Genomic DNA, 19,947 nt, shown 5'->3' on the forward strand with positions numbered 1-19,947 from the left:
CCGTTGACACGGATTTGTTATGGGGCGTAGACGATTCCTGCAGCGCCCACTCGCAACCGGCTCGATTCTCGACAAATACTACTTCCCCCGTAGAGTGTTCGGTAGCCGTCTTTTCGGCACTTTCATCTGTTTCACAGACGGGAGTGAAATCTGATCCCAACGGGAAACGGGTTGCTCCCCGCTGTGTCAGTTGCGACTCTAATCGAGGAGTTTACTGCCGATCACCAGCGGCGAGGTCGGTGATCGGCGGTCAGTGACGACAACAGTCCGTATCAGTCGTCGGTCGTCGCGTGTGCAGGGGTATCCGGAGCGGGTGCGGGTGGTTCGTGGGTTCCGAACTCGGGATGGGTTTCTTCCATCCAGAGGAACACGATTGCGCCGGAGATGAACATCAGGATGGAGGTCATATAAAAGGCGGCTTCGGCGCTGATGAACTCCATCGCGAGGCCGATCAGGATCGCGCCGACACCGTAGCCCGCGTCGCGCCACATTCGGTAGACGCCCATGCCAGCCGACCGCCAGGTCGGGTGGGCCGCGTCGCTGGGAACGGTCATCAGGTTCGGATAGAGCAACGCCATGCCAAGCCCGGAAACGGCGGCCAGAACCGCCCACAGGAGGTAGCCTTCGACGAACACCATTCCGAGGACGCCCACACCGGCGAGGAACATCCCCGCGATGACCGGCGGGCGGCGACCGATACGGTCGGCGAGACCGCCGGTTCCGATCTGGAGGAAGTACATCGCGCTGTGGACGCCGACGACGACGCCGACGGCTTCGATCGCGAGACCCTGGCTCGTGAGATAGAGCGGGACGGCGATCCAGAACAACGTATCGACGAAGTTCTCGATGTGGCCGGCCTGGGCCGCCGCGAACAGCGTTCGATCGCCGTAGGTCGCTCGCTTTAGCACCTCGTTGAACGGGAGATTCGCGTCGTGGTGGTCGTCGTCGCCCTCGAGTTGTGCGAGTTGGACGGTTTCCTTGATGAGGAAAATCGAGATCAGGAAGGCGAGCACCACCACGGCGGCGAGGAAGTAAAACGGCTCCGGACGGAGGCTCGTCCGGCCGGCGATGACACCTGTAATCCACGCCCCTGCGGCGACGCCGGTGTAGCCGAACGCCTCGTCGATGCCGACAGCCAGCCCGCGCTGGTCGGGGCCGGCGAGGTCGATTTTGGCGTTGATCGCCATGCTCCAGGTCAGCGCCTGGTTGACGCCGAGCAAGATGTTGCCAGCGGTGATCCACCACCAGTTGGGGGCGAAGATGAGAATCACCGGGATCGGCAGCGCCGTGAGCCAGCCGAGGACGAGCACCGGCTTGCGCCCGTACTCCTCGCCCCACTTGCCGGCATAGAGGTTGAGTAGCGCCTTGACGAAGCCGAAGGAGACGACGAACGAGCCGATGACCAGAAACGACTCGACACCGAGGACGTCCTCGCCGAGGACGGGAACGACGGTCCGTTCGGATCCGATGGTCAGCCCTGTCGCGAACACCAACAGCACGTGCAACGAGAACTGGCCGAGGTGTTCGCGAATTCCCTGTGTAAGATCTGATGTCTCGCTCATCGGTTACTGGTGGGCACGACGGCTAAGTCGTCGGTTGTGTTCGAACGGTTCCTCGTCGATCCGGAACTGCATACTGCGTTTAGAGACTCTCAGTTCGGCCATCCGTAGTCGCTCATACACAGTACGCCTGAATATGGATGATGCCGGTCATGACCGGCACTATTAATTTTGCTGCGAACGATATCAGCATATGAGCCTGTACGAGGCCTCGTTCAGGGTGAAACACGAGTGTCCCTACCGGGAGATATCGGAGCGCCACCCGGATCTCACGATCCGAGAGTGGTACCTGAGCGACTGCCAGGTGCTCGAGATTACCTCGTCAGAGACGCCGACGGACGATCTGCGCGCCGAAATCGACGAGTTAGGGACGGTTCTGCACGAATCGGTCGACGACACCGGGTTACACGTCGTCACGCAGGCCTGTCTCTGTTCGCTCGAGGGGTCGATCATCGACCGGTTCGAGGAACACAACTGCCTGTACCAGCCGCCGACGATCCACCGTCAGGGCTGGGAGCATTACACGGTGATCGCGTTCGACGAGGCCGACGTTCGGGCACTGATTCGGGACCTCGAGTCGGATCGAGATATCGACGTGCTCTCGAAAACCGCCATCTCGGAGCAGGAGATTCCCCACAGCATGTTGGCCCCGGTCGATCAGCTCTTTGATGGCCTGACTGATCGACAGCTGGCGGCCCTTCGACTGGCCCTCGAGAGCGGGTACTACGAGCAACCGCGAAAGACGTCGCTGCGCGAGCTGGCTGACCGGACGTCCGTTGCCCGGTCGACGTACGAAGAACACCTCCGGAAGGCGGAGAACAAGCTGCTCACGAACGCCGGCGAGTTCTTGCGGTTGGTGACGGCGACCTCGTCGGCGGACCCGCTACACGTCGATCGGTCGGCGACGGCCGACTAGCGGGCAGATTGACTGTCCGCCGCCGCGTTCGCGCTCACCGATCACCTCGAGTCGGACTCCGATCTACGACAGACTGGGACCGAGTCTTGATAGTGATGTGAGTTCTGCACGATCCTGTATTCGATGAGTCGCTAGGAACACGAAGCGCTGCCCGAAATCCGGACTGGGATGGAGTAGAACGATATCGAGTGAGAGCTACGTCGAACGGCCTCGAGTGACGTCCGATCAGACAGACCGATTCGACTGGGCCGTATCAACAGAACGCCGTGATCACGGTTTGCAGGCACTGTTTTGCCTGGCTGGCACGACATCTAAGCTCGGATCGAATCCCATCGTACGTGTTTCCGAGCAGGTTGCCGAAGTAGATCGCTCGAACGAACGCTTGAATGTCGGCGGCCGTGTCCGGGCCGTACGTGTCTCGCAGTTCGACAACGGCGTTTCGACCGGGGTTCTCGCTCGTCTCGGCGTAGCGCTGGGCGAACAGCAGCGCTGGGCGTTCCGCTGGCGCGACGGCACCGTCGACGTCGCGCTCGAGCAACTGTTCGATCGTGTCTTCGTCCATCCCAGCCTCGAGTGCGAGGTCAGTGTGATATCGCGAACAGTACTGACACTCGTTGATTGCGGTCACGGCCAGCATGATCTTCTCCGCGAACTGGGTATCGACCCTGTCGGCCTTCTGTGCACGGACGAGCCGCGGCAGGTTTCGGAGAAACCGACCGAGTCCGACGACGAACGACGTGGCTGTGAACGTCTTCTTTCGGAACTCGTTGCACCCGTCCGACTGGCATTGCTTGGTTATGGACATAACACACATTATTCGTACGTCGAATATAAGCGAACTGGAGTCGGTCCATCTGGTCGTTTTGTGGCGGCCGGACTCGAGACAGTCGACCTGTTGGGAGAAACGAGACGCCGAGACTAGAGATCGATGCCGCCGTTGATGTCGATCACTTCGCCGGTGATGTAGCCGGACTGCTCGCTCGCGAGATATCGGACGAGACTGGCGATTTCCTCAACAGTTGCGAAGCGCTCAAGTGGGATGTCCTCTCGTAAGTCGTCTTGAATCTCGTCCGGGATGGCTTTGACCATCTCCGTGCGCGTAAAGCCGGGGGCGATACAGTTCGCCGTCGTGCCGGTGTCCGCCAACTCGAGGGCGAGCGAGCGGGTAAAGCCGAAGAGGCCGCTTTTGGCCGCGGCGTAGTTGGCCTGGCCGACGTTGCCCTGCTTGCCGATGACACTCGAGATGTTGATGATCCGGCCGTGGTCGACGGCCTCGAGGTCGTCGTAGAACGCTTTGGTGCAGTTGAACGTCCCGTGCAGCGAGACGTCGAAGACACGGTACCACTCCTCGGCGCTCATGTTGGCGAACGTACAGTCGGACGTGATCCCCGCGTTGTTGACCAGCACGTCGATCGGACCGCACTCGTCGTGAACGGCGTCGCTCATCGCCTCGACATCGGCGCGGTCGGTGACGTCGGCCTGAACCGGATGTCCCGTTCCGTCGGCGTCGCTGTCGGTAATCGAATCGGCGACTGCGTGGGCTTCGCCCTCCGAGGAGCGGTAGTTGACGATGACAGTTGCGCCGTGACGGCCCAGTTCACGGGCGATTCCGCGGCCGATTCCACGCGACGAACCGGTCACCAGACACGTTCGGCCCGAAAGCGGTTGTCGTGGCGGCAGTTCCAGCTCGGTCGGCTTCGTGGTGATCGTTGCGTTCATTGGTGGCCCCCTAGCCGTGTCGACTGCTCGGGAGTGGCGTGTTCGGTGAGCGGTTCTGAGTCGGACGGGTCGACTGCGGACAGCCACTCGTCGACGGTGTAGGTCCGCTCGTCGTCCGTCTGTGGGTGTTCCGTGTACGGAACGACGCCGCGAAGCGTCTCCTCGCCCGTCTCGTCGTCAGCCTCGTAGATCGCAAGCGAAATGAACGGTACCCGCAGTCGCTCGCGTGCGTCGTCACAGTCGGGCTCGAGCAGCGACTGTCGAATCTCCCGTCGACGGAACGCTGGCTCGAGCGAGTGGCCGTGATGGGCGGCCCAGCGCTCGAACTCGCCGACGAGTTCGTCACGCGTCGTCGGCCGGTCGTCGTCGGTCGGGTCGACGGTATGACACTCCGGCGGCCAGTGAGTGGTCCGATAAGTGTCGATCCGCTCAGTAGAAGAGAGCCGCTGGAGTCGTTCGACGGTGTCGGTGATCGCCTCTGTGATGGTCGGCGGCGCCGTCGACCGCACGTAGCAGTCGATCCGAAGGGGTGTCTCCGAATCGAGGTCGACGGCTGGCTCACTCGCCGTTAGATACTCATTGACCGACATAGCCACCCTCCGTTCGCCGTGCGAGATCCTTCGAGACGAGCGACTCGAGAACGGATAACAGCGTGAGCTTCGGAAGCGCCAGGAGTTCCTGAAGTTCTGTCACCGTCGGCTCCTCCAGCACGTGGAGGGAGAGATAGACCAGTTTCGTCTGTGGTGACATGAGATCGTCCGGAACGGTGAACTGTTGTGTGCTCGTGGACATCATCCATGAGAGATGCCAACGAACGTTCATATAAACCTGACTGAGCCGTGCGCACAAATACCACATGAGTGCCAGCAGGCGATACTATAATTAGGTTGTATCACGGAGTAGTGTAGCGGCCCGATTCTCCGCAAATCGGTGTGTACACGGGCTCCAGACGGCGCACAAACGCAAGTGAACTCGAGCCACGTGGTGGGAGCGTCGACCACGTGCGTGCTCGACGGAGTCAAATACGTGCGTGCTCGACGGAGTCAAATAGTCGTCGTGACCGTGCGTGAGCGAACCGGCGACGGCGTCGTCACCCACTGTGTCCCTCACATTCCCATGTCTTCGGCCGCCGTCGGGATCGGAAGGTCGTGCGGTGAGACGCCCAGCAGTTCCGCGACGTGGTCGAGTGCCATATCGAACCCGTAGTAGCGCTCGAGTTCGTCGCCGTCGGCGGTCGGTCGCACCTTCAACATCGCGTATCCGTCGCGGTTCTGAGCGATTGCGGCAGTCGTCCCGGTTCGTGCCGGCCCGTCACCAGTCACCTCGAAATTGAGGAGTCGTTCCGTCTCGGTTTCGTCGTAGCTCGCCGTGATGCCGTCTGCTTCGGCCGTTCGATCGTCGGTCATGGCTGGTACTCACGGATCGACAACCGGGAAGCTATCGGTTCCGGCACGCCACGAGTACCACAGCAACGTCGGTTTCGACGATGGGAATCGATACCGATTTTTCCGTTCCTTGTGTGCGTGTAGCCGTGAGCCAACCGGAGCAATCGAGTACCACGGAGTTGATCGCGACGGTTCGCCGGACACGAACGGTCGCGATCCAGTGGGTCATCGTCTCCGCGATCGGCTTTTTCGGCTTCGCCTACGCATTCGGGTACGTACTCGCCGCGATTCGAGACGTCGCCCTCGAGCCGATCGTCATCTCGCCGTTCGCACCGCCGGACGCCGCCATCTGGCTCGTGCTCTCCGTTGGCTTGATCGCGCTCGTCGTGGTTCCACACGAACTGCTTCACGGTGTATTCATGGCCCGTTACGGCGGCAACCCGGTGTACGGTGTCGGTCTCTCGTATCTCGTCCTGCCGTATGCCTACGCGAAAACGCAGACGGCAAGCTACACGCGAAACCAGATGCTCGTCGCCCTGCTGGCACCGTTCGTAGGCATCACAGTCGTCGGTCTCGCGGCGATGGTCGTCTATCCGACTCCGCTATTGGTCGTCCCGCTAGCGGCCAACGCCGCCGGCTCGATCGGTGACCTCTGGATGGCCGCCGTCCTCCTGCAGTACCCCGCCAGCGTTCGCGTTGGCCCACTTCCCGACGCCGACGTCCAGGGGTTCGGAGTCTACGGCTCGAGCGAGCGAGACCACAGCCGTCTCCCGGGGACTCGTGCCCTCTCGACGGCTGTCTCCGGGGCTGTCGGGACGCTTGCAGTGCTTTCGATCGCGATCCTCGGCTGGGTGTTGGTGTCGCTCGCCGTCGGCTCGGGGACCGTCGTGATCGGCGACCCTGACGGCCGCTGGCTGCTCTTCCGACACGAACGCCACGCACACGGTGACGTCCACCTCGAACTCGGTGGGATGCTCTTGTGTGCCGTCACGACGCTCGGTGGGCTCGTCTGGGCGCTCGGGGTTGAGAGCTATCGCGCGTTCGTCTCCGGGTCGTCCCGGCCGTGACGAACCAGAAACCGTAACGCTCGAGGGGCCGGCAGGCCGACGACGGGTATGACAAAGTGGCTCCGAAGCGGCCGCCGCCGCGATATCTGCGTGCTGCTTGCCGGTGCAGATGGGGGCGAACTACGCGGCCAGCAACTCAAATCCCAACTCGAGGCGCGGTACGACGACCACCTCGAGCCGAAGGCGTTCTACGGTTCGCTGTCGGCGCTGGTCGATGCGGGGTTCGTCGAGCAGCGAACGGCGGGGATTCACGACGTGTACGCGCTCACGGACGGTGGCGAACGACGACTACGCGACCACTACGAGTGGGTCCGGGAGTGTCTGCATCAAGATGGCAAAGCGCAGTGAGCGACCATCACTGGAACATCCCGCCGGGACCGCGGTGTTTTTCCGGGATGGGAACAAAGTGAAATCGAGTAGATGACCACGGGCCAGCCCGAATTCACAACTGACGCCGACCTGGAGTGGTGTTACGACGCGGTTCACGGCGTCTCGCGGACTTTTTCGATCACTATCGATCGGCTCGAGGAGCCGATGGCGAGACACATCTGTATCGGCTATCTCCTCTGTCGTGTCGCTGACACGATCGAAGACGCGGGACATATCCCGCCGGATACACAGACCGAACTGCTCACGACGTACGACCAGTTACTCGATCCGGAGGCCGACCAGACTGTCGCGGCGTTCATGGACGACATCGAGCCATGGATTCCCGACGAGCGCTCCGAAGACTGGGAGGTCGTCGCCGAAACCCCGCGCGTATTACGGACGTTCGAATCCTTAGACGAGGAACCGCGAGAGATTATGCGCGAGCCCGTCCGCGAACTCGTCGACGGGATGGCGATGTTCACGGATCGCTACGCCGACGAAGGCGGCTTGCGCCTGCAGACACTCGAGGAACTCGAGGAGTACTGCTGGTACGCCGCGGGCACCGTCGGGACGCTCATCACGGGGCTGGTCGCCCGGGGAGCCTCCCAGAAACGTGCCGAAGAAATGCGGGAGAACGCCCGGTCATTCGCGTTGCTGTTGCAACTGGTCAACATCGCCAAAGACGTCGAGTCGGACTACCACGACGAGAACAACGTCTATCTCCCAGCCGAATGGCTCGAGGCAGAGGACGTCGACGTCGAGCAGGTCACCAACGCGGACAACCACGGCGGCGTCACGAACGTCATCAAACGCGTCACCGGACGGGCCGAGACCTACCTCGACGACGCCCATCGCTATCTCGAGGTCGTCCCCGAGACTCACGGCAACCGACTGTCGGCGTGGGCAATTCCGTACTTGCTTGCGGTCGGGACGATGCGTGAACTCCGCGAGCGGCCGGAAGACGTGATCCGCGAGGGCGACGTCAAGGTTTCGCGCTCGGAAGTGTACGCCCTTCTCCAGACGTTCGAAGGGGACGTCTCGAGGTCGGCACTAGACGATCTGCGTACGGAGATGGCGGAGAAACCGCTCCATCAGTGAAACGCTGTCCGTTCTCGCCGCAGTTGTTCGTCACGTTGTGAACGTCGTCAGAAGATATAACTCTGTTCCGTTCGACTACCCCCCATGTGTCGGGAAACGAAGCGTGAACCCGCGTGGGTGTCGGCCATCCGGCTGGCGTTCCTCCGGGGGCAGGTCGACGTCGACGGCGTGATGGATGAGGCGAATCTCCCCGCCGGATACGAACGAACTGTCCGGGACGTTCTGTCGACGATGGCCGACCGGCGCCTTCTCGAGTCCGTCGGCGAGACGGGCGAGCGATACGTTCCCGGTCCCGTCCTCATCGAATCCGATCGCTTTGATTTAGACTACTCCAAGGCATCCGACGGTGGTGCCCATCGGTGGCACTCGAGTGGCTGAGATGGACTGCTGTCGTCACTGACCGCCGCTCATCGATCCCGTCGCTGGTGATCGGCGGGAACTCGTTCCAACAGACCGTATGAGACGCTCCATAGCGCAAACTATGTATTGACTACGACTGTACACGCCAGCAATGGGTACGCTTACGGATACGAAAATTTCCTCGAAGAACCTGACAACAGTGCCGAAACCGGTCCGGAACTTCCTCGACGTCGGTGCCGGCGACCGAGTCGAATGGCACGTCGAAGACGGACAGATCGTCATCAAAAAACGCGACGCCGAGTAGCCACGACGACGCGATTACTTAGAGATCGTCGGGAACGTCGACGTCACGACGGACACCCAGATCGTCGACCTCGATGAGCGCACTCGAGTCGCTCTCGAGGAGGATTTCCCGACCGCCGATGTCGCCGTCGACGTCGGTGAGCGCGCCGAAAAAGCGGGCATCGAACAACACTGGGTTGCCGCGGTCTCCATCGAACGCTGCGGCGAGGGCCTCGCCAGCGCCGGCGGCGTACGCCGACACCACCGTCTCGATCGTCTCAGGTGTGACGAAGGGCATATCTCCGAGCGCGACGAGGACAGCATCAACGTCGTCGCAGTCATACACGGCCTCGATGCCAGCCCGAAGCGACGACGCCTGCCCGGTGTCGTAGGCCTCGTTGATGACCGTCTCGACCGGCAGCCCCTCAAGTGCATCCTGCACCCGATCTGCCTCGTGGCCGAGGACGACGACGACCGGGTCGACGCTGCTCCGAACGAGCGGTCGGGCGGCGTGACGGACGATCGGCTCGCCCTCGAGTGTCGCTAGCAGTTTATTCTCAGTTCCGTAGCGACTGCTCGTGCCGGCGGCGAGCAACACGCCAGCCACTGCTGGCTCGTTGTGGCCGTCGTCCGCGTGGGACACGTCGTCGGCCTCAAGGAGCGGGAGATCGGCGGTCACAGATTGAGCCGCGTCCTCGTCGGCGTCGTTTTCAGTCATCGTTCCAGTACGGGGTAGGGTACGACTCGGACCTGCTCGTCGGCGGCGACGGCCTCGGTTGTCAGAACGATCCCGTCGGCCTGGCTTGCACGCGTACTCGAGGAGAGTACGCTCGGATCGAACGTCTCCTTGTAGACCGATAGCGGCGAGTCGGTGTGGCCGAGTGGCATCGCAACGCCGTCCTCGAGCGTGACGGGGATGCCGTAGGTGAAGCCGGCAGTCGAAATATCGACGTCGCGAGCCATCTGCGCGGCGACGGTCGGTAGCGCCGTCTCGCCGGCAAAGAACGGGCGGGCGACGAGCGACGTCACCAGATGGGCACCGATGGGTTTGCCTGGAATGGCAAACGCCACGGCGTCGGAGTCGGGCAGTTCCGCGACGGCGATCGGTTTCCCCGGTCGGAGTCGCACCCGGTGGAACAGCACGTCACCGAGGGCATCGAGCGAGCGGATGACGTAGTCCTTATCACCGACGCTGGTGCCGCCGGTCGTGATGACGACGTCGTACTCGTCGGCCAACTCGGCGATCCGTTCTTCGACCCGGTCGTCGACGTCGGGGACCGATCCCTCGTACGTCGCCTCGTGGCCCCACGAGCGCACGAGGCCGGCGAGCATCGGCGAGTCGAGATCCCGATGGCGACCCTCGTGGATCTCCGTCCCGGTCGCCAGCAGGCCAACCGAGAGCCGTTTGCTGACGGGAACCGCCTCGATTTCGAGATCGCCGAGCAACAGCGCGTCTTTCGGCCCGAGGCGCTCGCCCGCATCGAACAGTTCCTCGCCCGCAGCGACGTTGCTCCCGCGCTGGTAGACGTAGTGGCCGGGCTCGAGGTCGGGCCCCGTGAGCTGGCCGTCCTCGACGACGGCGTTTTCGCGCTTGAGCACCGCGTTCGCCGACGCCGGCAGCGGCGAGCCGGTGGCGATCCGGACCGCCGTCCCGGCCTCGAGCGCTGCTGGCTCGTCTTCGGGAAACACTGGCGTCTCGACGACCGCAAGCGGATACTCGTCGGTCGCATCGAACGCAAAGCCGTCCATCGTCGCGTGGCTCTGGGCTGGGACGTCGACCGGAGCCGAAATCGGTTCGGCGAGGGTTCGCCCGGCGAGTTCGTCGAGGGAGACCTGTTCCGTCTCGAGTCGTGGCAGCCACTCCGTTCGAAGCGCACGAACGCGGTCGACGGCCGCGTCCACGTCGATCAGATCGGCACCGTCATGTGTGTCAGTACCTGTCATTCTCAAATCCTATTTTTCAGATGTGATATACCGGAAACACTAATGTTTATTTGTGTGGTATGGGAAATCATAGAGTGTGGTAAATAGTATGCACATAGTGCAGGGTTATAAAAGATGACGTCGATCGACACACAACGACTGCGGCCACGAAACGGGTGGCGCTAATGGAGTTCAGTGGCGAATTCGAACTCGAGGACGTGCCACCGGAGAAAGCGTGGGTCGTACTGTCGGACCCGATCGCCGTCCGAAACTCACTAAAAGGGTGTCAGTACATCACGCCGATGGACGACGACTTCGGTTTCGACGACTACGAACCCGAAGAAGACGTCGAGACGCTGCCCGAAGCCGACCCGGAAGACGTCGCCGCACGCGCGTTCGTCGAGAGTCAGGAGTATGCCGCGTTGATGCAGGTCGGTGTCGGCAGTGTCAAACCTCGCTTCGAGACCTCGGTGACGATCAACGAACGCGACCACGACGACTTCATCATGACCGCGACCGGGAGCGGGACCGCAAGCGGGAGCAGCTTCAGCATGGAGTCGGGGATGCAGATCTATTCGCTCGAGGACAGCGAGGGCTCGCGCATCGAGTGGTGGACCGAGGCCGACATCTCGGGTCGGATCGCCCAGCTCGGTTCGCGGGTGATCAACCCCGTGGCCAACAAGATCGTGGGCAACTTCTTCAGTGATATCGAACAGCAGATGAGCGACGTCGAAGAGACGGATTCGGGCATCACGGACCGGATCCGCGGCATGTTATGAAACCAGCACAGTTCGAACAGCACGAACCCGAGACCGTCGAAGAGGCTGTAAGCCTGCTCGAGAGCTTAGACGACCGCGCGGTCCTCTCCGGCGGGCAGAGTATGGTCCCGATGCTCCGTTTCCGGCTTGCAGTGCCGGAGACGATCATCGATATCAACCGCATCGAGAGCCTCGACTATCTCGAGGAGGACGACGGCTGGCTCACAATCGGCGCGCTCGCGCGTCACGCGGACGTCGAACACTCCGAGCTGATCGCCGAGCACTACGGCAGCTTCGCCGACACGGCACCGCTGGTGGCGGACCCACAGATCCGAAATCGTGGGACAGTCGCCGGGGCGATCGCGCAGGCGGACCCGAAAGGCGACTGGGGCAGCGTCTTGCTCGCCCACGAGGGCGAGGTCGTCGCACAGGGCCCTGACGGCGAGCGAGTCATTCCGGCGGACGAGTTCTTCCTGCTGCCGTACGATACGACCCTCGACGAGAACGAACTGCTCACCGAGCTTCGGGTACCGACACCCGCGCCTCGAGAGGGCAGCGCCTACCACAAACTGAAACGGAAGGTGGGTGACTACGCGATGGCCGGCTCGGCCGCACGGCTCGTCCTCGACGACGAGGGGCGAATCGAGCAGGCCGGCATCGGACTCACCGCTGTCGACATCACGAACGTCCGGGCGACCGACGCCGAAGACCATCTCGAGGGCGAACGGCCAAGCAGCGAACTGTTCAAACGCGCCGGTGAGCTGGCGGCTGAACAATCGAATCCCGAATCGGACGAACACGGCGATGTGGAGTACAAAGAACGAATGGTAAACGTCCTCACCCAGCGCGCACTCGGCGACGCCGCCGAACGCGCCGGACTGGTCAAACAGAGGGTATCACAGTGACGAACACACGAGAGATCACGCTGACGGTCAACGGCACCGAACACACGATCGACGTCGAACCGCGCCAGTTGCTCGTCCACGCGATCAGAGAGGAGTTGGACATGACCGGCACACACATCGGCTGTGACACCGGCAACTGCGGGGCCTGTACGGTCCTCAAAGACGGGGAACCAATCAAGTCCTGTCTCATGTTCGCGACCCAAGCCGACGGGAGCGAACTCATGACCGTCGAGGGGATGGAAGACCTCCCCGAAGCGCGCGGTGACTTGCATCCGCTCCAGGAGGGCTTTCGCGAGGAACACGGTCTGCAGTGTGGTTACTGTACGCCCGGCATGCTGATGTCCGGGAAGGCGTTGCTCGACGAGAACCCGGACCCGAGCGAGGAAGAGATCCGCGAGGCGATCAGCGGCAACCTCTGTCGGTGTACCGGCTACCAGAACATCGTGCGCTCGATCGAGTACGCCGCGGAGGAACTCGAGGAGGTCGCGGCCGCCGACGGCGGCACGACCGTGGCGTCGGGGACAGACACCAGCAGCGCCGACGCGCCATCAGCATTCGACAGCGAGTTCGACTGCGGCGTCGAAAACTGCTGTGGCGGCCCGACGACCGACCGCAACCACGACGCCGACACAGGCGGTGAGCACAAATGAGCAGTGATTCAGAGCGATTCGCGGAGGCAGAAGACGGCGGTCCCCAGCCCGAAAAACACTGCGGCCACGGTCGCGGCGGGATGGGCGAAGACGTCAAACGAAAGGAAGACCAGCGATTCATCACGGGGCGTGGCAACTACGTCGACGACATCAAGAAGCCGGACATGCTTCACTGTGAGATCGTTCGCAGCCCACACGCCCACGCCCGTATCGAGAACATCGACAAGTCTCGAGCACTGGACGTCGACGGCGTCGTCGCCGTCCTCACCGCGGATGACTTACGCGAGTACGATCTCGCGACGATGCCGACACTGATGGCCGACACCCAGGACGTCTTGGTCAACGACAAGGTCAAGTTCCAGTCCCAGGAGGTCGCCGCCGTCATCGCAACCGATCGGTACACGGCCAAAGACGGCGCACAGAAGGTCGTCGTCGACTACGACGTGCTCGAGCCGGTGGTCGACGCCGAAGCGTCACTCGAGGACGACGCGCCGCTGATCAGAGACGATATCGAGGACAAAGAAGACAACCACTGTCTCGACTGGGAGACGGGCGACGAGGAGGCCACTGCAGAGGCCTTTGAGGAGGCTGATGTCACCGTCACAGAGGACATGCTCTACCAGCGACTGCATCCGGCTCCGATCGAGACCTGCGGTGCCGTCGGCGACTACGACCCCGGCAAGGACAAGCTGACGGTCCACATGACCTCGCAGGCACCCCACATCCACCGAACCCTGTTCGCGCAGGTGTCGGGCATCCCCGAACACAAGATCCGGATCGTCAGCCCGGACGTTGGAGGTGGGTTCGGGAACAAGGTGCCGATCTATCCCGGCTACGTCGTCGCCGCTGCGGCGTCGTACGTCTTGGAACAGCCGGTGAAGTGGGTAGAGGAGCGCTCGGAGAACATCCAGTCGACGGGGTTCGCCCGCGACTACGACATGACGGGCGAACTCGCCGCGACCGACGACGGCGAGATTCTGGCGGTTCGAACCGACGTGCTCGCGGACCACGGCGCGTACAACGCCGTCGCCCAGCCGTCGAAGTTCCCCGCCGGATTCTTCAACATCTTCACGGGGTCGTACGATATCGACACGGCGTACGGCTCGCTGACCGCGGCGTACACCAACACCGCACCCGGCGGCGTCGCCTATCGGTGTTCGTTCCGCGTCACGGAAGCCGTCTACCTCATCGAACGAATGGTGAAAGTCCTCGCGGACGAACTCGGGATGGACCCCGCCGAGATCCGCCGAAAGAACTTCATCCAGCCCGAGCAGTTCCCCTACGAGAGTTCGACCGGGTGGAACTACGACTCGGGTGACTACGAGGGGGCACTGGACAAGGCCCTCGAGATGGCCGACTACGACCACTACCGCGAGGAACAACAGCGCCGGATCGACGAAGACGCCGACAAACTGCTCGGCATCGGCATCTCCTCGTTCACCGAAGTCGTCGGGGCCGGCCCGGGCAAAACCTGTGACATCGCGGGTGTCGAGATGTTCGACTCCGCGGAGATCCGGGTCCACCCGACCGGCAACGCGACGGTTCGGGTCGGCGTCCAGACACAGGGGCAGGGTCACGAAACCACGTTCGCCCAGATCGTCGCCGAGGAACTCGGCATGGACGTCGAGGACATCACCGTCGAACACGGCGACACCGACACGGACCCGTACGGCCTCGGCACCTACGGCTCCCGGAGTACGCCCGTCGCCGGCGCGGCGGCCGCCGTCGCCTCACGGAAGGTTCGCGAGAAGGCCAAAGCCATCGCCGCGAACGAACTCGAGGCCGCCGAAGAAGACATCACCTGGGACCGCGAGAGCGGCGAGTTCCACGTCGCCGGCGCACCGGATCGGTCGGTCACAATCACCGAGATCGCCGCGGGCGCGTACATGAACCACCCCTCGAGCGAAGAGCCAGGTCTCGAGGCGGTCAACTACTACGACCCACCGGAAATGACGTATCCGTTCGGCTCCTACATCGTGATCGTGGAAGTCGACCGCGAAACCGGCGAGGTCGAGTTCGAGAAGTTCGTCGCCGTCGACGACTGCGGAAACCGCATCAACCCGATGATCATCGAGGGCCAGATCCACGGCGGCCTCGCCCAGGGGATCGGGACGGCGATGTTAGAGCACGTCACCTTCGACGACAACGGCAACGTCACCGGCGGTGACTTCATGAACTACCTGCTGCCGACGTCGATGGAGATCCCGAACTTCGAAACGGGCCACACCGTGACGCCGTCGCCCCACCACCCGATCGGAGCGAAAGGGGTCGGCGAGTCACCGACAGTCGGCTCGCCGCCGGCGATCGTCAACGCCGTCGTCGACGCGATGAGCCACGCCGGCATCACACACGTCGAGATGCCGATGACGCCCGACACCGTCTGGGCGAAACTCGACGAAGCGGGACTTGCGACCGACCCCGCCGACTCCATCTCACTCGAGTTCGAGGACCAATCGAGCGACACCACGGCCGACGACTGATCACACCGTGTTCACTGTCTACCCACCGACATGACACCAGACACAGCATCCGACGCCGATCTCGCGGCACGCGAGCGAGCGCTGCAAGCGCGTGAGGAACCGTACGCACAGGCGACTGTCGTCCGCCGTGAGCCACCAGTGTCTGCCACCGTCGGCGATCGGGCGCTCGTGACCGCCGACGGCGAGTTGCACGGCTGGATCGGTGGCATCTCCTGTGCGCAATCGCGCGTGGCCGACGAGGCCCAAGCCGCCATCGCCGACGGCGAGCCGCGGCTGATCGGCATCGCCCCCGATCCCGACGCGATCGACCGGCCCGGCCTCGAGGCGTTCCCGATGCAGTGTCACAGTCAGGGCACCCTCGAGGTGTTCATCGACCCTGTGCGTCCGACGACACGGCTGCTCGTTGTGGGCGGGTCGCCGATCGCCCACTCGCTGGTCAGGCTGGCAAGCGAACTCGACGTCGAGATGACGCTCGTCGATCCCGACGGAGCCGACGCCGATATTCCGTCGGAGACGACCGTTTTGACGACACTCGAGTCCGAGGAAATCGCCGAGGCGGTCGGTAGCGAGCCGTTGGTCGTCGTCGCCTCGATGGGCGAGTACGACGCCCGCGGCGTCGCCGCCGGCGTCCTCGCCGAGGCACCCTACATCGGCCTCGTGGCGAGTACGACGCGCGCACCGGAGACCGTCGACCGTGTTGCCGGACTCCTCGAGGTGGAGCCGGACACCGTTGGCGACGCGGTCACGAGTCCGGCTGGGATCGACATTTCGGCCTCGAGCGCGCCAGAGATTGCGACGAGCCTGCTCGCCGAGCTGGTCGCCGTGCGGGCAACCACCGGTCGCGCGCCCACAGCACGCGCCGAACCCAACGACACAGCGACCGCGGAGGGCTCGTGTTGTGCCGGAGGCAGCGACGAGGACGAGTCGACGGCAGCGCCCCCAGCCACGAGCGAAACAGACGACGGGGCAGCCGTTGATCCCGTCTGTGACATGACGGTCGATCCGGACGAGGCACCGAGTGTCACCCACCAGGGAACGACGTACTACTTTTGTTGTCACGGCTGTGCCGACTCCTTTCGAACCGATCCCGACGAGTATCTCGAGGTAACCACAACCGAAACGATGAACTCAGTATGACAGGAGAGACGTCGGGGATAGCCCTCGAGTCAATTGATGAGGCGACGCTTCGCAAGCGATTCAAGGCGCAAAACTACGTCGCGGACGACCGCGTTGTCACGACCGTCCAGCTCGCGTTACAGCTCGGCCGGCCGCTCCTCGTCGAGGGCGCACCTGGCAGCGGGAAGACCGAACTGGGGAAGGTCCTCGCCGATGGGTTCGACACGGAGCTGATCCGCCTCCAGTGTTACGAAGGGCTGACCGCCGAGAACGCCCTCTACGAGTGGAACTACACGAAACAGCTCCTCGCCGTGCAGTCGAACGAGGGGACGGTCACCGGCAGCTCCGGCTCCGAATCCGCGGACGCCGCAGGGACACACTCCGTCTTCGACGACGAGTATCTGCTTGAGCGCCCGCTGTTGCGTGCGCTGAGGGCCGGCGGCGATCGATCGCCGGTCTTGCTGATCGACGAGATCGACCGCGCCGACGAGGCGTTCGAGGCGTTCCTGCTCGAGTTGCTGTCGGAGTATCAGGTGTCGATTCCGGAACTGGGGACCGTCCGCGCCGAGAACCCGCCGATCGTCATCCTCACGTCGAACCGCACCCGCGGACTCAGCGACGCGCTCAAGCGGCGCTGTCTCTACCTCCACGTCGAGCCGCCGTCGTTCGAGACGGAGTACGAGATCGTCTCCCGTAAGGTCCCCGAACTCGACGCGGCCATCGCGGCCGAGGTCTGTGCCGTCGTCGAACGCCTCCGCGAGGAGTCGTTCCTCAAACGGCCGGGTGTCGCCGAGACGCTCGACTGGGCGCGGGCGGTCGCGATGCTTCGAGCCGACGGCAGCGACGAGCCGCTGTCGACCGACGAGATCGAACGGACGATCGGCTGTCTCCTCAAGGAAGTCGAAGACGTCACTCGCGTCGACACCGCGTTGCTCGAACAGCTCCACGCGGCCGCCGCCGCGGCCGACGAGCGACTCGACCCGACCGACAGATGACGCCACGCGAAACCCCGTCAGAGGATGCTACCGAAGCCGATCGCGCTCGAGGCGACAGTGATAACGGCGACCGTAGCGGGCTCGACCAGCCGACAGGACTCCACACCGTTCCCGATTTCGAGGCCGCACGTACGCACGTCCTGACGGAGCTCGTTCGGTTCACCGACGACCTTCGGCGGGCAGGCGTCGACGTGCCAGCGACTGGGACACTCGAGGGGGCACGAGCGCTCGCCGTGGTCGGGTTCGCCGACCGCGAACCCGCCGCGGACGCGCTGCGGGCGACGCTGCTCTCCGAGGCGGCCGACCGCGAGGCGTTCGACGAGGAGTTTCCCACGTTCTGGCACCGGCTGCGGACCGGGCTTGATCGCATCGCGACCTACGAGGGGACGGGCACACCGGACGACGACGAGTCGGAGCCAGCAGGGTCCGTCGCACTCGAGGGCGAGGCGTCCGAACCACTGTCCGACACGGAGCCGCCGTCGCTTGAGGACGGCAACGGAGACGACTCGGAGCGCGCCGAGGTGCGACTGAAGACTGGTCGTCGCCACGCCTCAGGTGAGCGTCCGGTCGACGACGATGACGGCGACAGCGACGCCGTGCGCCGGTACAGTGCCGTCGGCGGGCGCGAACGCGTGGCGGCAACGCCAGCGTCGCTGACGGACGCCGACCGCGACGCGATCGACCGGTTCGTGGACGCGCTGGCGACCGTCCCCGGTCGACGGACCCAACAGGCCACCGCCGGCGAGCGGATCGACGCACGCCGGGCGCTCCGGGCGAGCCTCGGGACCGGAGGTGCTGCGATGGAGTTGCCCGCCCGGGAACGGGTCCCGAGCGAACTACACTGCTGTCTACTGATCGACGTCAGCGGCTCCGTGTTGGATACGGTCGACCGCGACACGCTCCTTGCCGTCGCGGAACGACTCCAGACCGTTGCCCGCCGGAGTTTGGTCTTCCTGTTCGATACCGACCTCGTCGACGCGACCAAGCAGTTCGAGCGCGCTGGCGGTGATCCAGCCACGGCCCTTCGCGCAGCCGAAATCTCGTGGGGCGGCGGCACGCAGATCGGCGACGCGTTCGAAACGCTGCGGCACCAGCACCGCGACGCGGTGGACCGCCGAACCGTCGTCGTCGTGATCAGCGACGGGCTCGACGTCGGTGAGCAGTCGGTCCTCGAGGAACAGATCACCTGGCTCGCCCGACGAACCGCGGCGGTGCTCTGGCTCAACCCGCTCGCCGTCGCGTCGACGTACGAGCCACGGACGCGGGGGATGGAAACCTGTCTGCCGTACGTCGACGGCCTCTTTGGCTTCGCGGAACCGACCGATCTGGCCGAGATCGCCCGCCAACTCGAGCGCCGCGGGCTGGATGGACCGATTGGCTACGAGTACGATCCGCGCCGACAGCAGCCGACGGACACCACCGCTGCAGCCGAGGAGGACCACGAATGAGCGGCGCGATCCTCCCGGCTGTCGTCGACCGACTCCGCAAGCACGGAGCCACGGACGGGGCGACGCTGGAACGGGTCACGGTCGGGCGGTCGACGGTTATGGTTGAACTGGCTGGCGTGGAAGGCGAATTCGACGATACGCCGCGGGGACGCGAGAATCGATCGACCGCCGGCCTCGCCCACCGCCCGCCGGGGGACGTGCCACCAACGGCCGGTCTCGACCTCGAGACGCTGCTCGAGTGGGCGGGGCAGTCACCCGTCGATTCGTCGATGGCACAGGATGGTGACGCCGGCTCGAGAACGGACGCTACAACGCTCGAGATCGCCCTCGGCGTCGCCGCCGTCAACGCGCTGTCGGCCCCGTTCGTCGAGTGGCAGACGGGTGATCCGATGGCGCTGCTCGACTCGAGCGTCGACACGATCGCGACCGTCGGGCTCTTTCGCCCCGCGTTTCGAAAATTTGCCGACGTCGACGTGCGCGTGATCGAACGCGCGCCCGTCGGCGACGTGTCGACGCCCGACGGCGTTACCGTCACGACGCATCGCCCGACCGACGCGGCCGCCGCGATGGCGGATGCCGAGGTCGTTTTCATAACCGGTTCGACGCTCGTCTACGGCGGCCTCGAGCAGTATCTCGAGGCCGCGCCCGAGACGGCGACGGTCGTCCTGATCGGGGCGACTGCATCCTTCCTCCCCGAACCTGCGTTTGCGGCCGGCGCGACCGTCGTCGCCGGCGCGTCGGTGACCGATCCTGGCCGGGTTCGCGAGGCCGTTCGAGCCAACGCGTGCGGAACTGAGTTACACGAGGCCGGCGTAGAAAAGGGATACACAGTGACTGACAGCCCCACTGGTCCGGGTCGGGGCCTGGGACTGTCACAATCGGACCGAGACGAACCGAGAGACGACTGAGTTCGACTA

At 63.9% G+C, this 19,947-nt stretch carries 22 protein-coding genes; 14 read left to right on the forward strand and 8 right to left on the reverse strand.

The window, feature by feature from the left end; translation table 11 throughout:
- Window positions 1-272 precede the first annotated feature (272 nt).
- Window positions 273-1,562, reverse strand: coding sequence for an MFS transporter (locus BW940_RS18545; protein ID WP_076610683.1), 1,290 nt, complete (start codon window positions 1,560-1,562; stop codon window positions 273-275).
- A gap of 190 nt (window positions 1,563-1,752) precedes the next feature.
- Here BW940_RS18545 and BW940_RS18550 point away from each other — a divergent pair, with 190 nt between their 5' ends.
- Window positions 1,753-2,475, forward strand: a complete 723-nt coding sequence (locus tag BW940_RS18550; RefSeq protein ID WP_076610684.1) for a helix-turn-helix domain-containing protein — start codon at window positions 1,753-1,755, stop codon at window positions 2,473-2,475.
- 253 nt (window positions 2,476-2,728) lie between these two features.
- On the opposite strand, the gene BW940_RS18555 is transcribed toward BW940_RS18550, so the two are convergent.
- The 5 genes from BW940_RS18555 to BW940_RS18575 all read right to left on the reverse strand — a co-directional run bounded on the left by BW940_RS18555 (window position 2,729) and on the right by BW940_RS18575 (window position 5,600).
- A complete protein-coding gene (locus BW940_RS18555) occupies window positions 2,729-3,280 on the reverse strand; it encodes a carboxymuconolactone decarboxylase family protein (protein ID WP_076610685.1) in 552 nt (183 codons plus the stop codon).
- A 113-nt stretch (window positions 3,281-3,393) separates the two neighbouring features.
- Window positions 3,394-4,194, reverse strand: coding sequence for a beta-ketoacyl-ACP reductase (locus tag BW940_RS18560; protein WP_076610686.1), 801 nt, complete (start codon window positions 4,192-4,194; stop codon window positions 3,394-3,396).
- Window positions 4,191-4,784 carry an HTH domain-containing protein gene (locus tag BW940_RS18565; RefSeq protein ID WP_076610687.1) on the reverse strand — a complete coding sequence of 198 codons (594 nt, stop codon included), beginning with the start codon at window positions 4,782-4,784 and terminating at the stop codon, window positions 4,191-4,193. The genes BW940_RS18560 and BW940_RS18565 overlap by 4 nt, the downstream gene beginning before the upstream one ends.
- Window positions 4,771-4,989 carry a transcription initiation factor IIE, alpha subunit gene (locus tag BW940_RS18570; RefSeq protein ID WP_076610688.1) on the reverse strand — a complete coding sequence of 73 codons (219 nt, stop codon included), beginning with the start codon at window positions 4,987-4,989 and terminating at the stop codon, window positions 4,771-4,773. Before BW940_RS18570 ends, BW940_RS18565 begins: the two co-directional genes overlap by 14 nt.
- A 311-nt stretch (window positions 4,990-5,300) precedes the next feature.
- Complete coding sequence (locus BW940_RS18575; RefSeq protein WP_076610689.1) at window positions 5,301-5,600, reverse strand: DUF7111 family protein; 300 nt, start codon at window positions 5,598-5,600, stop codon at window positions 5,301-5,303.
- A 125-nt stretch (window positions 5,601-5,725) separates the two neighbouring features.
- Here BW940_RS18575 and BW940_RS18580 point away from each other — a divergent pair, with 125 nt between their 5' ends.
- From BW940_RS18580 to BW940_RS21235, 5 genes are all read left to right on the forward strand, one after another.
- Window positions 5,726-6,646: a DUF3267 domain-containing protein gene (locus tag BW940_RS18580; protein ID WP_076610690.1), complete on the forward strand. Its 921-nt coding sequence runs from the start codon at window positions 5,726-5,728 to the stop codon at window positions 6,644-6,646.
- Window positions 6,647-6,694: 48 nt separating this feature from the next.
- Window positions 6,695-6,994, forward strand: coding sequence for a PadR family transcriptional regulator (locus BW940_RS18585; protein ID WP_076610691.1), 300 nt, complete (start codon window positions 6,695-6,697; stop codon window positions 6,992-6,994).
- Window positions 6,995-7,066: 72 nt separating this feature from the next.
- Window positions 7,067-8,113, forward strand: a complete 1,047-nt coding sequence (locus BW940_RS18590) for a phytoene/squalene synthase family protein (RefSeq protein ID WP_076610692.1) — start codon at window positions 7,067-7,069, stop codon at window positions 8,111-8,113.
- An 84-nt stretch (window positions 8,114-8,197) separates the two neighbouring features.
- On the forward strand, window positions 8,198-8,491 hold the full coding sequence (locus BW940_RS18595) for a hypothetical protein (RefSeq protein WP_076610693.1): 294 nt from the start codon (window positions 8,198-8,200) through the stop codon (window positions 8,489-8,491).
- A gap of 133 nt (window positions 8,492-8,624) precedes the next feature.
- Window positions 8,625-8,777: an AbrB/MazE/SpoVT family DNA-binding domain-containing protein gene (locus BW940_RS21235; RefSeq protein WP_006067993.1), complete on the forward strand. Its 153-nt coding sequence runs from the start codon at window positions 8,625-8,627 to the stop codon at window positions 8,775-8,777.
- Window positions 8,778-8,795: 18 nt separating this feature from the next.
- Here BW940_RS21235 and BW940_RS18605 read toward each other — a convergent pair whose 3' ends face one another.
- Together BW940_RS18605 and BW940_RS18610 are read right to left on the reverse strand one after the other, a co-directional pair.
- Window positions 8,796-9,473, reverse strand: a complete 678-nt coding sequence (locus BW940_RS18605) for a nucleotidyltransferase family protein (RefSeq protein ID WP_076610694.1) — start codon at window positions 9,471-9,473, stop codon at window positions 8,796-8,798.
- Complete coding sequence (locus BW940_RS18610) at window positions 9,470-10,699, reverse strand: molybdopterin molybdotransferase MoeA (RefSeq protein ID WP_076610695.1); 1,230 nt, start codon at window positions 10,697-10,699, stop codon at window positions 9,470-9,472. Before BW940_RS18610 ends, BW940_RS18605 begins: the two co-directional genes overlap by 4 nt.
- Window positions 10,700-10,863: 164 nt before the next feature.
- Here BW940_RS18610 and BW940_RS18615 point away from each other — a divergent pair, with 164 nt between their 5' ends.
- Genes BW940_RS18615 through BW940_RS18650 form a run of 8 tightly spaced genes read left to right on the forward strand, consistent with a single transcriptional unit; the run spans window position 10,864 to window position 19,938 of the window.
- Window positions 10,864-11,457 carry a CoxG family protein gene (locus tag BW940_RS18615; RefSeq protein WP_076610696.1) on the forward strand — a complete coding sequence of 198 codons (594 nt, stop codon included), beginning with the start codon at window positions 10,864-10,866 and terminating at the stop codon, window positions 11,455-11,457.
- Window positions 11,454-12,341, forward strand: coding sequence for an FAD binding domain-containing protein (locus tag BW940_RS18620; protein ID WP_076610697.1), 888 nt, complete (start codon window positions 11,454-11,456; stop codon window positions 12,339-12,341). Before BW940_RS18615 ends, BW940_RS18620 begins: the two co-directional genes overlap by 4 nt.
- Window positions 12,338-12,991 carry a (2Fe-2S)-binding protein gene (locus tag BW940_RS18625; protein ID WP_076610698.1) on the forward strand — a complete coding sequence of 218 codons (654 nt, stop codon included), beginning with the start codon at window positions 12,338-12,340 and terminating at the stop codon, window positions 12,989-12,991. The genes BW940_RS18620 and BW940_RS18625 overlap by 4 nt, the downstream gene beginning before the upstream one ends.
- Entirely contained in the window at window positions 12,988-15,471 is a 2,484-nt protein-coding gene (locus BW940_RS18630; protein ID WP_076610699.1) for an aerobic carbon-monoxide dehydrogenase large subunit, read from the forward strand. Before BW940_RS18625 ends, BW940_RS18630 begins: the two co-directional genes overlap by 4 nt.
- Before the next feature lie 30 nt (window positions 15,472-15,501).
- Window positions 15,502-16,608: an XdhC family protein gene (locus tag BW940_RS18635; protein ID WP_076610700.1), complete on the forward strand. Its 1,107-nt coding sequence runs from the start codon at window positions 15,502-15,504 to the stop codon at window positions 16,606-16,608.
- Entirely contained in the window at window positions 16,605-17,582 is a 978-nt protein-coding gene (locus BW940_RS18640) for an AAA family ATPase (RefSeq protein WP_076610701.1), read from the forward strand. The genes BW940_RS18635 and BW940_RS18640 overlap by 4 nt, the downstream gene beginning before the upstream one ends.
- Window positions 17,579-19,030, forward strand: a complete 1,452-nt coding sequence (locus BW940_RS18645) for a VWA domain-containing protein (protein ID WP_076610702.1) — start codon at window positions 17,579-17,581, stop codon at window positions 19,028-19,030. The genes BW940_RS18640 and BW940_RS18645 overlap by 4 nt, the downstream gene beginning before the upstream one ends.
- Window positions 19,027-19,938 (forward strand): Rossmann-like domain-containing protein, encoded by a 912-nt coding sequence (locus BW940_RS18650; RefSeq protein ID WP_076610703.1) that lies wholly within the window; start codon window positions 19,027-19,029, stop codon window positions 19,936-19,938. The genes BW940_RS18645 and BW940_RS18650 overlap by 4 nt, the downstream gene beginning before the upstream one ends.
- Window positions 19,939-19,947: the final 9 nt, after the last annotated feature.

It is taken from the genome of Natronorubrum thiooxidans (genome assembly GCF_900156475.1).
GTDB classification, from domain to species: Archaea; Halobacteriota; Halobacteria; order Halobacteriales; family Natrialbaceae; genus Natronorubrum; species Natronorubrum thiooxidans.

Coding starts and splice junctions, on each gene's coding strand:
- BW940_RS18545 (WP_076610683.1), bottom strand. CDS start 1,562: ATGAGCGAGACATCAGATCTTACACAGGGAATTCGCGAACACCTCGGC.
- BW940_RS18550 (WP_076610684.1), top strand. CDS start 1,753: ATGAGCCTGTACGAGGCCTCGTTCAGGGTGAAACACGAGTGTCCCTAC.
- BW940_RS18555 (WP_076610685.1), bottom strand. CDS start 3,280: ATGTCCATAACCAAGCAATGCCAGTCGGACGGGTGCAACGAGTTCCGA.
- BW940_RS18560 (WP_076610686.1), bottom strand. CDS start 4,194: ATGAACGCAACGATCACCACGAAGCCGACCGAGCTGGAACTGCCGCCA.
- BW940_RS18565 (WP_076610687.1), bottom strand. CDS start 4,784: ATGTCGGTCAATGAGTATCTAACGGCGAGTGAGCCAGCCGTCGACCTC.
- BW940_RS18570 (WP_076610688.1), bottom strand. CDS start 4,989: ATGATGTCCACGAGCACACAACAGTTCACCGTTCCGGACGATCTCATG.
- BW940_RS18575 (WP_076610689.1), bottom strand. CDS start 5,600: ATGACCGACGATCGAACGGCCGAAGCAGACGGCATCACGGCGAGCTAC.
- BW940_RS18585 (WP_076610691.1), top strand. CDS start 6,695: ATGACAAAGTGGCTCCGAAGCGGCCGCCGCCGCGATATCTGCGTGCTG.
- BW940_RS18590 (WP_076610692.1), top strand. CDS start 7,067: ATGACCACGGGCCAGCCCGAATTCACAACTGACGCCGACCTGGAGTGG.
- BW940_RS18595 (WP_076610693.1), top strand. CDS start 8,198: ATGTGTCGGGAAACGAAGCGTGAACCCGCGTGGGTGTCGGCCATCCGG.
- BW940_RS21235 (WP_006067993.1), top strand. CDS start 8,625: ATGGGTACGCTTACGGATACGAAAATTTCCTCGAAGAACCTGACAACA.
- BW940_RS18605 (WP_076610694.1), bottom strand. CDS start 9,473: ATGACTGAAAACGACGCCGACGAGGACGCGGCTCAATCTGTGACCGCC.
- BW940_RS18610 (WP_076610695.1), bottom strand. CDS start 10,699: ATGACAGGTACTGACACACATGACGGTGCCGATCTGATCGACGTGGAC.
- BW940_RS18615 (WP_076610696.1), top strand. CDS start 10,864: ATGGAGTTCAGTGGCGAATTCGAACTCGAGGACGTGCCACCGGAGAAA.
- BW940_RS18620 (WP_076610697.1), top strand. CDS start 11,454: ATGAAACCAGCACAGTTCGAACAGCACGAACCCGAGACCGTCGAAGAG.
- BW940_RS18630 (WP_076610699.1), top strand. CDS start 12,988: ATGAGCAGTGATTCAGAGCGATTCGCGGAGGCAGAAGACGGCGGTCCC.
- BW940_RS18635 (WP_076610700.1), top strand. CDS start 15,502: ATGACACCAGACACAGCATCCGACGCCGATCTCGCGGCACGCGAGCGA.
- BW940_RS18640 (WP_076610701.1), top strand. CDS start 16,605: ATGACAGGAGAGACGTCGGGGATAGCCCTCGAGTCAATTGATGAGGCG.
- BW940_RS18645 (WP_076610702.1), top strand. CDS start 17,579: ATGACGCCACGCGAAACCCCGTCAGAGGATGCTACCGAAGCCGATCGC.
- BW940_RS18650 (WP_076610703.1), top strand. CDS start 19,027: ATGAGCGGCGCGATCCTCCCGGCTGTCGTCGACCGACTCCGCAAGCAC.